Source organism: Streptomyces sp. RK9, from assembly GCF_045070545.1.
Lineage (GTDB): Bacteria > Actinomycetota > Actinomycetes > Streptomycetales > Streptomycetaceae > Streptomyces > Streptomyces alboflavus.
In genome coordinates this window covers 1,276,663-1,289,539 of sequence record NZ_CP173704.1, presented here as the reverse complement: position 1 = coordinate 1,289,539, position 12,877 = coordinate 1,276,663, and the positions used below count along the sequence as shown (strand labels likewise).

Sequence of the window (12,877 nt, the reverse complement as noted above, 5' to 3'; positions counted from 1 at the left end):
GCCCCCGGCCATTCGCGGCCAAAGCAGAGTTGAGGAAGTCCAGAGGTTCGGCGCAGGATGGCGGCCATGACGTCCTCTCCCTCTGGTCCTGGCTCAACCGGCACCACCGGCGCCCCCGGCGCCCCGGGCTCCTCGGCGGGCGGCCGCCCGCTGCTCAACCGCCGCCTGGCCGAATTCGGCACGACGATCTTCGCCGAGATGTCCGCCCTCGCCGTGCGGACGGGGGCGATCAACCTGGGCCAGGGCTTCCCCGACACGGACGGCCCCGAGGAGGTCCGGGAGGCGGCGGTGCGGGCGCTGCGCGACGGCCGCGGCAACCAGTACCCACCGGGCCCGGGCGTCCCCGAGCTGCGCGCGGCGGTCGCGGCGCACCAGGCGCGGCTCTACGGCCTGAGCTTCGACCCCGACCGGGAGGTCCTCGTCACGGCGGGCGCCACCGAGGCCATCGCGGCCTCGCTGCTGGCCCTGGTCGAGCCGGGCGACGAGGTCATCGCCCTGGAGCCGTACTACGACTCGTACGCCGCCTCCATCGCGCTCGCGGGCGGCACCCGCGTGCCCGTGACCCTGCGGCCCCGTGACGGACGCTTCGTCCTCGACCTGGACGAGCTGCGCGACGCCGTCACCCCGCGCACCCGCCTCCTTCTCCTCAACACCCCGCACAACCCGACGGGCACCGTCCTGACCCGCGAGGAGCTGGCCGCGATCGCGGAACTCGCCGTCGAGCGGGACCTGCTCGTGGTCACCGACGAGGTCTACGAACACCTGGTCTTCGCCGACGCCCCGGCACCCGACGGCTCCGGCTCGCCCGCGCACATCCCGCTGGCGTCCTTCCCCGGCATGCGCGAGCGGACCGTCACCATCGGCTCGGCGGGCAAGACGTTCTCCTTCACCGGCTGGAAGGTCGGCTGGGTGACGTCCACGCCGGAGCTGGTCACGGCGGTGCGCTCGGCCAAGCAGTACCTGACGTTCGTGGCCTCGGGTCCCTTCCAGTACGCGGTCGCGGAGGCCCTCGCACTGCCCGAGTCGTACTTCACGGGCGTCCGCGAGGACCTGCGCGCCAAGCGGGACCTGCTGTCGGCGGGCCTGACGGCGGCGGGCTTCGAGGTCTACCGCCCGCAGGGCACGTACTTCGTCACCACCGACATCCGCCCCCTCGGCGAGGACCGTTCGCACGGCGGCGACGGCTTCGCGTTCTGCCGCGCCCTGCCCGAGCGCGCCGGTGTCGTCGCCATCCCGAACGCCGTCTTCTACGACCACCGCGAGGCGGGCGCGCCCTTCGTGCGGTTCGCGTTCTGCAAGCGCACGGAGGTCCTCACGGACGCGGTGGAGCGGCTCAAGGCGCTGTAGGGCCACCGCACCCACCCACACGGACCCACCCGGCTCGCGCCCGCCGCCACGACCCCGGAGGGTTCGGGTGTGACCCACCCGAGCCCCACCGTCCCGGCCCCGCTCACCAAACCGCCCCGCACCCGCTGCCTCGCCCTGGAGCCCAAGGGCCCGACGGCGGTGCGCGCCCTCGGCGTCTTCGCCGCCGCCCGCCTCACCGGGCTGCTCGCGGTGACGGCCGTGGCGCACGCCACCGGCCAGGACACCTTCCGCCTGCTCGGCCGCTCCTGGGACTCCCGCTGGTACACCGGCATCGCCGCCCACGGCTACGGCCGCACCCTGTACTTCGAGCCCACCGTCGTCCAGAGCGACCTGGCGTTCTTCCCGCTGTACCCGGGCCTGATCCGCGCGGTCACCACCGTCACACCGCTGTCCCACGGGGCGGCCGGGCTGCTCGTCTCCTGGCTCGCCGCCGGGGCCGCCGCCCTCGGCGTCTACGCCATCGCGGCCCGCTTCTACGACCGCCGCACCGCGACCGTCCTCGTGCTCCTGTGGGGCCTCATGCCCCACTCCGTCATCCTGTCGATGGCGTACACCGAGCCGGTCCTCACCGCCCTCGCCGCCTGGTCCCTGTACGCGCTGCTCACCGGGCGCTGGGTGTGGGCGGGCACGCTCGCGGCGCTCGCGGGCCTGGCCCGGCCGAACGGCTTCGCGGTGGCGGCCGCGGTCCTGGTCGCCGCGGTCTGCGAGATCGTCCGGCGGCGCGGGCGCGGAGTTCCCCACAGGCTGTGGACGGGCGCGCTGCTCGCCCCGCTCGGCTGGGGGGCGTACGTCCTGTGGGTCGGGGCCCGCGAGGGCGATGTGCTCGGCGGCTACTTCGCGGTGCAGCGCGGCTGGGGCTCGCGCTTCGACTTCGGCGCGGGTTCGCTCGCCTTCGTCAAGCACCTGCTGCTCGACGGCGACAAGCTGGTCTTCTCCATGACGCTGGTGATCGTCGCGGTGGCCGTGCTCCTGTACGCGCTCCTGGTGGCCGAGCGGGCGCCGCTGCCGCTGCTCGTCTACACCGGCGTGCTGCTCCTGATCACGGTCGGCGGCTCCGGCTTCTTCGAGTCCAAGCCGCGCTTCCTGCTGCCCGCCTTCCCGCTGCTCATCCCGCTCGCGTGCGCGGTCCTGCGCACGGCGAGAGCCCGGCCGCGGGCCGCCTTCCTGGTGGTCGGCGCCCTGGCCGGGCTCTCGGTGGCGTACGGGACGTATCTGGTGACGATCGCCCGCATGCCCTTGTAGTCACCGCGGTGCGGCGGGCCCTCAGGCCTCGTCGTCGCCGGGCTTCTCCTCGCCGTCGGCGGAGTCGACGGCCTGCTCCAGGCCCAGCTGCTCGACGAGCCAGCGGTCGAACTCGATCGCGGCGCGCACCCAGCTGACGGTCGACGAGACGAAGTGCTCCAGGGAGACACCCGTGCCGATCAGCATCTGGGCCTCGCCGATGAGGCGGACCGTGCCGTCGTCGTGGGTGTGGCTGTAGACCTTGGGCCACAGCGTGCGGCGGTTCCAGTCGTCGATGGACTCGAGGAGCTGGAGCTTCTCCTCGATGCCGTGCGGCCGGTCGTAGAACGTCCGCACCGAGAAGACCGCCTGGTCGTCCTCGCCGCGGAACATGAAGTACGTACGGAACTCCTCCCACGGCGCCGCGAGGTCTCCCTCGTCGTCGACGACGTACTTGAGTTCCATCTGGTCCAGGAGCTGCTTGACCAGGTCCTGGTCAGGGACGACGGGGCCCGCCGGTCCTGCGCCCTGCTGCGGTTCGGGCTGGCCCCCGAAATTCGGAATCGAGGACGGGTCGATGCTCACCGTGTATTTCCCTTCGTACGGATTGAGCCATCCTCTCCCATGCCGGGCGGGGGCTCGCAACCCCCGCCCGCCCATGTGTCCGGTTACGGCGCCTTACAGCGTCTTCCCCGTCGTCCCCGGCCCCGCCCCGGCCCCGGCGGGACCGACGATGAGCCCGTCCCCGAAGACGTCCACGCGGACCGTGTCCCCGTCCTTGACCTCGCCCGCCAGGATCTCCTTGGCGAGCCGGTCGCCGATGGAGGTCTGGATGAGGCGGCGCAGCGGCCGGGCTCCGTACGCCGGGTCGTTGCCCTCGTCGGCGAGCCAGGCGAGGGCCGCGGGCGTGACGTCGAGGGTGAGCCGCCGGTCGGCGAGGCGCTTGGCGAGCCGGCCGATCTGGAGCTCGGCGATGTGGGCCAGCTCGTCCTTGCCGAGCGCGGAGAACACCACGAGGTCGTCGAGGCGGTTCAGGAACTCGGGCTTGAACGAGGCCCGGACCACCTCCAGGACCTGCTGCTTCTTCTCCTCCTCGCTGGTCAGGGGCTCGACCAGGTACTGGCTTCCGAGGTTGGAGGTGAGGATCAGGATGGTGTTGCGGAAGTCGACCGTCCGTCCCTGCCCGTCGGTGAGGCGGCCGTCGTCGAGGACCTGGAGCAGCACGTCGAAGACCTCCGGGTGCGCCTTCTCGACCTCGTCGAGCAGCACCACCGAGTACGGCCGCCTGCGCACGGCCTCGGTGAGCTGGCCGCCCTCCTCGTACCCGACGTAGCCGGGCGGGGCACCGACCAGCCTGGCGACGCTGTGCTTCTCGCCGTACTCGCTCATGTCGATGCGGATCATGGCCCGCTCGTCGTCGAAGAGGAAGTCGGCGAGGGCCTTGGCCAGCTCGGTCTTGCCGACGCCGGTCGGGCCGAGGAACAGGAAGGAGCCGGTGGGGCGGTCGGGGTCGGCGATCCCGGCGCGGGTGCGGCGGACGGCGTCGGAGACGGCCTGGACGGCCTCGGTCTGGCCGATGAGCCGCTTGCCAAGATCACCCTCCATGCGCAGCAGCTTCTGCGTCTCGCCCTCCAGGAGGCGCCCGGCGGGGATGCCGGTCCAGGCGGCCACGACGTCGGCGATGTCGTCGGGCCCGACCTCCTCCTTGACCATGGTGTCGGCCTCGGCGGCCTTCTCCTCCTCGGCCTCAGAGGCGGCCTCCAGGTCCCGCTCCAGGTCGGGGATCTCGCCGTACAGGAGCTTCGAGGCGGTGTCGAAGTCGCCGTCGCGCTGGGCGCGCTCGGCCTGCCCGCGCAGCTCGTCGAGCTTCTCCTTCAGCTCGCCGACGCGGTTGAGGGACTGCTTCTCCTTCTCCCACCGCGCGGTGAGTCCCCGCAGCTCCTCCTCCTTGTCCGCGAGGTCGCGCCGCAGCTTCTCAAGACGCTGCTTGGACGCCGGATCGGTCTCCTTGCTGAGCGCCAGCTCCTCCATCCGCAGCCGGTCGACGGCGCGCTGCAGCTCGTCGATCTCGACGGGCGAGGAGTCGATCTCCATCCGCAGCCGCGACGCGGCCTCGTCGACGAGGTCGATGGCCTTGTCGGGAAGGAAGCGCGAGGTGATGTACCGGTCGGAGAGGGTGGCGGCGGCGACCAGCGCGCTGTCGGCGATCTGCACCTTGTGGTGGGCCTCGTAGCGCCCCTTGAGCCCGCGCAGGATCGCGATGGAGTCCTCGACGGACGGCTCGGCGACGAGCACCTGCTGGAACCGCCGCTCCAGGGCGGGGTCCTTCTCGATCCGCTCGCGGTACTCGTCGAGGGTGGTGGCGCCGACCATCCGCAGCTCACCGCGGGCGAGCATGGGCTTGAGCATGTTGCCCGCGTCCATGGCGGAGTCCCCGCCGGCCCCGGCTCCCACGACGGTGTGCAACTCGTCGATGAACGTGATGATCTGCCCGTCGCTCTCCTTGATCTCGGAGAGCACGGTCTTCAGGCGCTCCTCGAACTCGCCCCGGTACTTGGCCCCCGCGACCATGGCGCCCAGGTCCAGCGAGACGAGCCGCTTGTTCTTCAGCGACTCGGGCACGTCCCCCTTCACGATGCGCTGCGCGAGCCCCTCCACGACGGCGGTCTTGCCGACGCCGGGCTCGCCGATGAGCACGGGATTGTTCTTGGTACGCCGCGACAGGACCTGGACGACCCGCCGGATCTCCTGGTCCCGCCCGATGACCGGGTCGAGCTTGCCCTCGCGGGCGGCGGCGGTGAAGTCCGTGCCGAACTTCTCCAGGGCCTTGTACTGCCCCTCGGGGTCAGGGGTGGTCACGCGACGCCCTCCACGGCTCGTCTCGAAGGCGGCGAGCAGCTTCTTCGCGCTCGCGCCGTTCTGGTTCAGGACCTCTCCGGCGGCGCCGCCCTTCGCGGCGAGGCCGATGAGCAGGTGTTCGGTGGAGAGGTAATCGTCGCCCAGCTCCTTGGCGCGCTGCGCCGCGTCGGCGACCACGGCGAGCAGTTCGCGGTCGGGCCCCGGCGGGGAGACCGTCGACCCGGTGACGCTGGGCAGCCCCGCGAGGACGCGCTCGGCTCCGGCGCGCACGGCCGCCTGGTCGGCGTCCACCGCGGCGAGCAGGTCGGTGATGTTCTCGCTTGCTTGGCGGCCTCGCCCCTCCAGCAACGCCAGCAACAAGTGCGCGGGCGTCAGGTCGGGGTTGCCGCCGGACACGGCCCGGCTGGTGGCCGCGTTGATCGCGTCCCGGCTCCGGTTGGTCAGCTCGGCGTCCACGTGCGGTTTCTCCTCCTGGGTCGCGGTCTGTCGGGGCTCCCGGCCCCATGCTGACTTAGACAGCGTACATAAAGTTGAGTCTATTCCGCTCAAGGATGGCAGCCTAGGGTTCTTGCCCATGAGCATCGACCTGGCCGACCCGCCCGCCGCCTACCTCAGCTTCTGGCGGGAACGCCACCTGTGCACCCTCACGACCCTGCGCCCCGACGGCACCCCGCACGTCGTCCCGGTCGGCGTGACCTTCGACCCGGAGGCGGGTATCGCCCGGGTCCTCGCGAACAAGTCCAGCAGGAAGGTGGCCCACGTCCTCGCGGCGGCCGGAGTCGAAGGCCCGGACGGCCCCGGGGCCCGGGTCGCGGTCTGCCAGGTGGCGGGGCGGCGCTGGGCGACCCTGGAGGGACTGGCCGAGGTGTCGGCGGAGCCGGGGCGGGTGGCGGAGGGGGTGCGGCGGTACGAGGAGCGGTACGGGCGGGTGCCGTCGCCGAACCCGGACCGGGTGGTGGTCGAGATACGGGTGACTCGGGCGTTGGGGAAGGCGGGCTGAGGGGGCGCGCCTCTGTACCTGCACACACCACAGCGGCGCCACCGTGTTCAGGTCCACGGTGGCGCCGCTGCTGGGGGAAGCACCTGCGCGATTTACAACGACGGGGGAATCGCGTCAGGCGCTGCGGGGGGTGGCTGCGAGGGAGTCTGCGGAGGCGGTCTGCCGCTCGACGGCTTGTCGGTCGGCCTCCCGCTTGCGCTTGTCGATCACTTGGTGGTCGCGCTGGTCGAGGTTCACGAAGACCATGCCGTACCGCACGGCACAGCGGACCGGCTGCGGCGCGCCGCGGGGGCGGCGCAGGCAGCGGTAGGCACGGATGTCCTCGTCGTCGTCGCGGACGATGACGACGGGCTCTCCGACCAGGGTGACCATCAACGAGTCGCCGGGGTGGGGGATCGCGGTGACGAGGTCGATGAAGTGCCAGCCGGAGCGGTAGGCGGTGGCCATTTCGCGGCGGAAGGTGCGGTCGTCGGGAGGCGTGGTCATGCTGCGCCTCCCGCCGGGGCGACATTCCAGATGATGTCCGGCGGTGCCGACTGGGGCGACGCCGTGGCCGTGGCTGCGCTCTCCGTGTTCCCGCGCACTTCAAGACCACTCAGCGCGCCAACCGTCATCACGACTGAGAAGGCACCGATAAGCACTGAGCGAAGCATTCCCTTGCACATAGCGGGCTTCGTCCTCACTTCCATAGCGACTTCCCCCGGCCTCCCAAGACGATGGCTCATTCGGCCATGCCAACACCACAGAGGCGATGCATCATGTTCCTGCACGTTCATGACCCTGGGGGGTGGAGCTATGACTACAAACGGCCCAATTCGGGCGCATCCGCACTCGATGGCCGATCTATGCGAGGACGGCAAGAAGCTCTACGCCAGCGCACTGCGGTCAGGACGCATCACACGCAGCGAAGCTGCCGCAGCTCCTTGCCTGATGGACTTCGCGCTCCTGCACCCTGATCCGGACGAACCGGAATGGCTCCGACCCATCCCGCCGACGGCAGCGCTCACTCAGCGGCTCCTGCCCATCGAGCGCGAGATCCGGGAACGCCGGAGCCTCGCGACCGAACTGACCGACACCTTTGAGCCATTCATGGCCATCAGTGCTCAGGACCGCCCCGCCGTCCATGCGATAACAGTCCTGGAAGGTGTCACCCGGATCAACGCCGCCATACAAGCTGCCACGGCGGAGTGCGAGTCGGAAATCCTGACCGTCCAACCCGGCGGCGCACGAAACGAGGCCACCCTCACCGAGGCTGTGAAGCAGAGTCAGAGCATCATCGAGCGAGGCATCACGATGCGCACCCTCTACCAGCACACCGCCCGGCACAGCCAAGCAACCATTGCCTACGCCGAGTACATGAAACAAGGCAAAGTGGAGGTGCGCACCCTCGAAGAGCTCATCGAGCGGCTGATGATCTTCGATCGTACGGTCGCCTTCATCCCCGCCCGGGACGACCGCCAAGTCGCCCTGGAACTCAGGCACCCCGGGCTCGTCGAGTACCTCGCGAAGGTCTTCGACCAGCTCTGGCAGCGCGCGGCACCGCTCCTCGAGGAGATGCCGTACGACCCGCCGACGGGGGGCATCACCGGCGTCCAACGCTCCATCGCCCGCCTCCTCATCGAAGGCCACGTGGACGAAGCCATCGCCCGCCGCCTCGGCATGAACGTGCGCACCTGCCGCGCCCACATCGCCAAAATCGCCGCCGCCCTGGGCAGCGGAAGCCGCGCCCAGCTCGGCTACCTCATCGCCCAGTCCGGCATTCTCGAGCAGGACAAACCGAGATGACCACCGAACCCCGCCCGCACCCTCACGGCCCCGACGAGCTGTGCGACGCGGGTTCGGCCCTCTACGCCCGTGCCCTGCGCGAGGGCCGCGTCCGCCACCGGGAGGCCGACACCGCCCCCTGCCTCATCGACTTCGGCCTCCTCCACCCCGACGTCGAGGACATGGCGTGGCTGCGCCCCACCGCGCCCGCCGTGGCCCTGCCCCAACTCCTGCGCGGCATCGAGGACCACATCGCCCGCCACCGCGAGCGGGAGGAGCGCCTCACGGCGATGTTCGAGCCGCTGATGGCCCTGGACGCACGGCAGGCGGCCGGCGGAGAGCCCCCCGAGATCACCGTGCTCGACGGCTTCGAGCGGATCAACGCGGCCATCGACCGGGCCATGGCCGACGCCACCGTCGAAGTCCTCACCGTCCAGCCCGGCGGCGTCCGCTCCCCCGAGGTCCTGGCCGACGCGCTCCCCCGCGAACAGGAGCTGCTCGCCCGCGGCTGCCGCATGCGCACCCTCTACCAGCACACCACCCGTCACTCCCTCCCCGCGCTCGCCCATTACGAGCAACTGGACGGGGACGTAGAGGTACGCACGCTCAATGAGGTAACCGAACGCATGGTGGTCCTGGACCACTCAGTGGCTTTCATCCCCGCGAGCAAGGACCGCACGGTCGCCCTCGAAGTACGCCAACCGGCCATCGTCGACTACCTCATCACCACCTTCGAACGCCTGTGGCGACTGGCCACCCCGATGTTCCCGCACGCGGCCCAGCTCCCCGCCGAGAACGGCATCACCACCCGTCAGCACGCCATCGCCGAACTCCTCGTGGAGGGCCTCACCGACACCGAGATAGCCGCGCGGCTCGGCATGAACGTCCGCACGGCCCGCGAACACATCGCGAAACTCGCCGCGATCCTCGGCAGCAACAGCCGCGCCCAGCTCGGATATCTCATTGGTCAGTCAGGGATCCTCGACCAGAATCACTAGTCGGCGGGCGACCGTCGACCCCGTAGGTGATGCAGGGAGAGGGACGGCGAAGGCAGTGGCGGAGCACAGACCCCACGAGGACGGTGCGTTGTGCGAAGCGGGCAGAGGCCTGTACGTCCACGCACTGCAATCGGGTCGGATTCACGCCGAGGAGGCCCGCGAGGCTCCTTGCCTCGGCGGACTGGGCCTTCTCCAGCCGGACACGGAGCACGCGGAGTGGCTGCTGCCCATCGCCCCGTCCGTGGCCCTGCCGCGCATCCTGCACACCATCGATGTGAGCGTCACCGCGCAGCGGCAACGGGAGTCGCGACTGGCCGACGCCTTCGCGCCGCTGATGACCCTCGGCAGCGAGCGCACCCGTACCGCGCGTTCGTCCGGCACGACCCTGCACACGGGCGTTTCGCACGTCAATGAGGCCATCGACCGCGTGGTGTCCCGGTCGAGGTCGGAGGCCCTCGCCATTCAGCCGGGCGGAAAGCGGTCCGCCGACGAGCTGGTGCGCTCGCTGCCGCGGGTGAACCACATCCTGTCCCTGGGCGGCCGAATGCGCACGCTCTATCAGCACACCACGCGCTACTCCGGCCCTGCGCTCGCCCACTACGAACAACTGGACGGGGACGTGGAAGTCCGCACGCTCGACGAACTGCCGCACCGCATGATGGTGTTCGACCGCTCCGTGGCCTTCATCGCCGTCAGCAAATCCCCCGACGCCGCGCTCGAGATACGCCAGCCGGCCATCGTCGACTACATGGTCGCCACCTTCGACCTGCTCTGGCGCCTCGCCGTCCCCAGATGGCCCCAGCCCATCCCCCAGCCGACCCCACACGGCATCACCCCCCGCCAACAGGCCATCGCCGCCCTCCTCACCGAAGGCCTCACCGACGCCGACATAGCCGCCCGCCTCGGCATGAACGTCCGCACAGCCCGCGTCCACATAGCCAAACTCTCCGCAGTCCTGAAGAGCACAAGCCGGGCCCAACTCGGCTACCTCATCGGCAAGTCCGGCATCCTCGACCGTACGACCGGCTGAGCCGGAGCCGGGCCGACCCGGCCACCGCCCCCCTAGTGGTAGAGCGCCCGCTGCAACGGCAACCCCAACGCCCGCAACGCCCCCCGCACCACACACTCCGCGTCCAAGCCCTCCGCCCCCAGGTCGAGCACCGCGGACTGTTCCCACCGCACCGACGAGGGGCGGCCCATGCTGACCTGCCAGGTGGGGCCGCGGTCGTCCAGGGCGATGTTGAGGACGCGGACCACGGAGACCTTGGCGACGACCTGGAGGGGGAAGTCGCCCGCCAGCATCTGGCGGTCCACGACCCAGGTCACGGGATAGCCGCGGCCGTTGAGGTCGGCGGCCATGGCGTGCAGGAGCGTGGCGAGACCGGCGCGCTCCAGGACCGGACCGACCACCAGCGGCGGCATCACCGGGTCGGGCGCGGCGGCCTTCTCCAGCCTCATGCCGATGTCGGCTTCTCGTCGAGCAGGTCGAAGAGCAGCACGACATGCCGCGCGCCCGGCGAACTCGCCGGTTCCGAGACGACCATCGTGATCTGTCCGGCGCCTTTTCGCGGGTGGTAGAGGGGCCGGACATCACCGTCGGGGTGGATGTACACCTCGGTGCTGCGCTCGTAAATGGGCCCCGCGTACTTGTCGCGTTTCACGTCCGCGTTCAGCCGCGCGAGCGAGCGGTTCTCCGGATGCTGAATGTGGGCGAGCCGGATCTGGTTGAGAATTCCGGGCGCCCAGCGCGTCTCCCAGTCCGTGAGAATGTGATCGCGGGCCTCGTCGGCGAGCGCCATCCACCGCATGGTGTTCTCCGGCGGTATGCCGCCGTCGAAGATGTCGGCGAACGGCTGGTTGTACGCGACCAGGTCCCATTGGACGTTGTTCACGTACGAGATCTCGCGCTGCCCGGAGACGGCCCGCTGCCACGCCGCGGCGGCGGGCATCAGGACGCCGTCCGTGGGGTCCAGGGGGTGCGGCGGCCGCTGGCCGAGGCTGAGCAGATAGACCTGGGTGAACTCGTCCTCGCTCATGCGCAGGATCCGCCCGACCTCGCGCAGGTAATCGTCGCGCGGGGACATCTTTCCGCTTTCGAATCGGTGGTACGTGCCCACCGAGCGGTTCATGAGGATGTCCATGTCGGGTTGTGCGAGACCGTTCACACGAGGCCCGGGACGGCCCGTCGGCTTCGGCGTCAGGCCCACTTCCGCGGGTGTGACTCTGGAACGCAGTTCTTTGAGTATGCGACGCAGCGCTTCCTCGTCCACCGCGTCCCCCCTTTCCCGCTTCCCCGCTCCCCGTAGCCGTGAACATGGCCTGCCACGGGCACGGTTCCTGCACCATAAGCCCAAACGAGTCGCCGACCAACAGATCGTATTCATCGGGCTCTTCCGCGTAGCGGCCGGGTGGTCGCGGCGGGGCGCGGACGGGCGGGGGAGCGGTTCGGACGCGGAGGTCAGCCGGCCGCCGCCGTGGCGTGGTGGTGCGTGTACGCCCAGCGTGCCGCCTGCGTGGCCAGGTCCACCATCTCGATGGGCGCCGTGGCCTCGCCGAGGTGGTGGTACTCGATGAAGGTCAGCATGACGACCCGCTCCGGCGCACCCAGGTGCGGGTGGAATCCGCCGGCGAGGATGTCCGCCGCGGCCTCGTACGCGCCGAGCCCCCGCCCGTGCCGCTCCCTGATCTCCCCTTCCAGGTCGCGCAGATAGCCGATGTACGCGCGCACCCCGTCGGGCCCGATCACCCGGCCGTGGCCGGGCACGATGTGCTCGGCGTCGAGCGCGAGCACCGCCTCGGCGGCCCGGACGACCTCGGCGAGCGGCCCCTCCCAGTGCACGGGGTGGTCGCCCTCGAAGATGACGTCGCCCGCCATCACGACGCCCTGCCCCGGCAGATGCGCGACCAGGTCCCCGGCCGTGTGCGCCGGACCCACTTCGAGCAGGCGCACCTCGATGTCCCCGACCCGGAGGTCGTACGAGCCGTCGAAGGTGACGGTGGGCGGGACCACGGTGATGCCGGTGTAGTCGTACGCCCCGAAGCGTTCGCGCGCGTACCAGCCGAGCGGGTTGGCCGGATCGCTCGCGTGCACCAGGTACTGCATCTGCTGCGGGGAGATCTCGCGGCAGTGCCGCTCCAGGCTCGCCCGGGAGCTGATGATCTCGGCGCCGGGGAAGAAGGCGTTGCCGAAGCAGTGGTCGCCGTTGGCGTGGGTGTTGACGATCGTGCGGACCCGGGCGCCCGGGGGCAGGGCGCGGTCGGCGGCGGCGATGAGCGCGCGGGTCATGCGCTCGTCGTAGGGGGTGTCGATGAGCGCGGTGTCGTCGCCCGAGGTGACGAGCAGGCAGTTGGCGAGGCCCCAGGAGCCCGCGGCGCCGCGCGGCGCCCAGAGGTAAAGGCCGTCGCCGCTCAGGGCGGTGAGGTCCACAGGAAGGTCCATGGACGTATTTTCGTCGGGAGTCGGGGGTTCCCCGGCTGTGGGGATGGCCACAGTGGCGGCATCCGGTATCGTTGAATCTTGAATAATTGGATCCGCATCGCAGGGGATAAACCCGCCATTGATATCGGCTCCCTCGTTGACAAGGATGGCGAGTCACGAAGGATGACAGCTCACGGAGGATGACGGCCCAGGCTCACAACTCGCGGGTGCCCGCCCGAGGGTGACGGC

At 70.6% G+C, this 12,877-nt stretch carries 12 protein-coding genes; 6 read left to right on the top strand and 6 right to left on the bottom strand.

Annotated features, from left to right (window positions below):
• The first annotated feature begins 57 nt into the window (after positions 1-57).
• Together AB6L24_RS25935 and AB6L24_RS25930 are read left to right on the top strand one after the other, a co-directional pair.
• Positions 58-1,347, top strand: coding sequence for a pyridoxal phosphate-dependent aminotransferase (locus AB6L24_RS25935; RefSeq protein WP_405658987.1), 1,290 nt, complete (start codon positions 58-60; stop codon positions 1,345-1,347).
• A 69-nt stretch (positions 1,348-1,416) separates the two neighbouring features.
• Positions 1,417-2,610, top strand: a complete 1,194-nt coding sequence (locus tag AB6L24_RS25930) for a hypothetical protein (RefSeq protein WP_405658984.1) — start codon at positions 1,417-1,419, stop codon at positions 2,608-2,610.
• A 21-nt stretch (positions 2,611-2,631) separates the two neighbouring features.
• On the opposite strand, the gene AB6L24_RS25925 is transcribed toward AB6L24_RS25930, so the two are convergent.
• Positions 2,632-3,174 (bottom strand): YbjN domain-containing protein, encoded by a 543-nt coding sequence (locus tag AB6L24_RS25925; RefSeq protein WP_190117929.1) that lies wholly within the window; start codon positions 3,172-3,174, stop codon positions 2,632-2,634.
• 93 nt (positions 3,175-3,267) lie between these two features.
• The gene (clpB, locus tag AB6L24_RS25920) at positions 3,268-5,904 is read right to left on the bottom strand and encodes an ATP-dependent chaperone ClpB (RefSeq protein ID WP_405658981.1); all 2,637 of its coding nucleotides are present in this window, start codon (positions 5,902-5,904) and stop codon (positions 3,268-3,270) included.
• 118 nt (positions 5,905-6,022) lie between these two features.
• Here clpB and AB6L24_RS25915 point away from each other — a divergent pair, with 118 nt between their 5' ends.
• Positions 6,023-6,448 carry a pyridoxamine 5'-phosphate oxidase family protein gene (locus AB6L24_RS25915; RefSeq protein ID WP_405658979.1) on the top strand — a complete coding sequence of 142 codons (426 nt, stop codon included), beginning with the start codon at positions 6,023-6,025 and terminating at the stop codon, positions 6,446-6,448.
• Between the two features lie 114 nt (positions 6,449-6,562).
• Here the strand turns inward: AB6L24_RS25915 and AB6L24_RS25910 are convergent, their stop codons facing one another.
• Complete coding sequence (locus AB6L24_RS25910; protein ID WP_087885128.1) at positions 6,563-6,934, bottom strand: hypothetical protein; 372 nt, start codon at positions 6,932-6,934, stop codon at positions 6,563-6,565.
• A gap of 348 nt (positions 6,935-7,282) precedes the next feature.
• Here AB6L24_RS25910 and AB6L24_RS25905 point away from each other — a divergent pair, with 348 nt between their 5' ends.
• Genes AB6L24_RS25905 through AB6L24_RS25895 form a run of 3 tightly spaced genes read left to right on the top strand, consistent with a single transcriptional unit; the run spans position 7,283 to position 10,240 of the window.
• Entirely contained in the window at positions 7,283-8,233 is a 951-nt protein-coding gene (locus AB6L24_RS25905) for a helix-turn-helix transcriptional regulator (RefSeq protein ID WP_405658977.1), read from the top strand.
• The gene (locus AB6L24_RS25900) at positions 8,230-9,210 is read left to right on the top strand and encodes a LuxR family transcriptional regulator (RefSeq protein WP_087885125.1); all 981 of its coding nucleotides are present in this window, start codon (positions 8,230-8,232) and stop codon (positions 9,208-9,210) included. Before AB6L24_RS25905 ends, AB6L24_RS25900 begins: the two co-directional genes overlap by 4 nt.
• Before the next feature lie 55 nt (positions 9,211-9,265).
• Positions 9,266-10,240: a LuxR C-terminal-related transcriptional regulator gene (locus tag AB6L24_RS25895; protein WP_405658974.1), complete on the top strand. Its 975-nt coding sequence runs from the start codon at positions 9,266-9,268 to the stop codon at positions 10,238-10,240.
• Between the two features lie 32 nt (positions 10,241-10,272).
• Here the strand turns inward: AB6L24_RS25895 and AB6L24_RS25890 are convergent, their stop codons facing one another.
• The 3 genes from AB6L24_RS25890 to AB6L24_RS25880 form a co-directional block, all read right to left on the bottom strand.
• A complete protein-coding gene (locus tag AB6L24_RS25890; RefSeq protein ID WP_405658972.1) occupies positions 10,273-10,668 on the bottom strand; it encodes a hypothetical protein in 396 nt (131 codons plus the stop codon).
• Positions 10,665-11,339: an XRE family transcriptional regulator gene (locus AB6L24_RS25885; protein WP_405658970.1), complete on the bottom strand. Its 675-nt coding sequence runs from the start codon at positions 11,337-11,339 to the stop codon at positions 10,665-10,667. Before AB6L24_RS25885 ends, AB6L24_RS25890 begins: the two co-directional genes overlap by 4 nt.
• A gap of 329 nt (positions 11,340-11,668) precedes the next feature.
• On the bottom strand, positions 11,669-12,649 hold the full coding sequence (locus AB6L24_RS25880; protein ID WP_405658967.1) for an MBL fold metallo-hydrolase: 981 nt from the start codon (positions 12,647-12,649) through the stop codon (positions 11,669-11,671).
• Positions 12,650-12,877 lie beyond the last annotated feature (228 nt).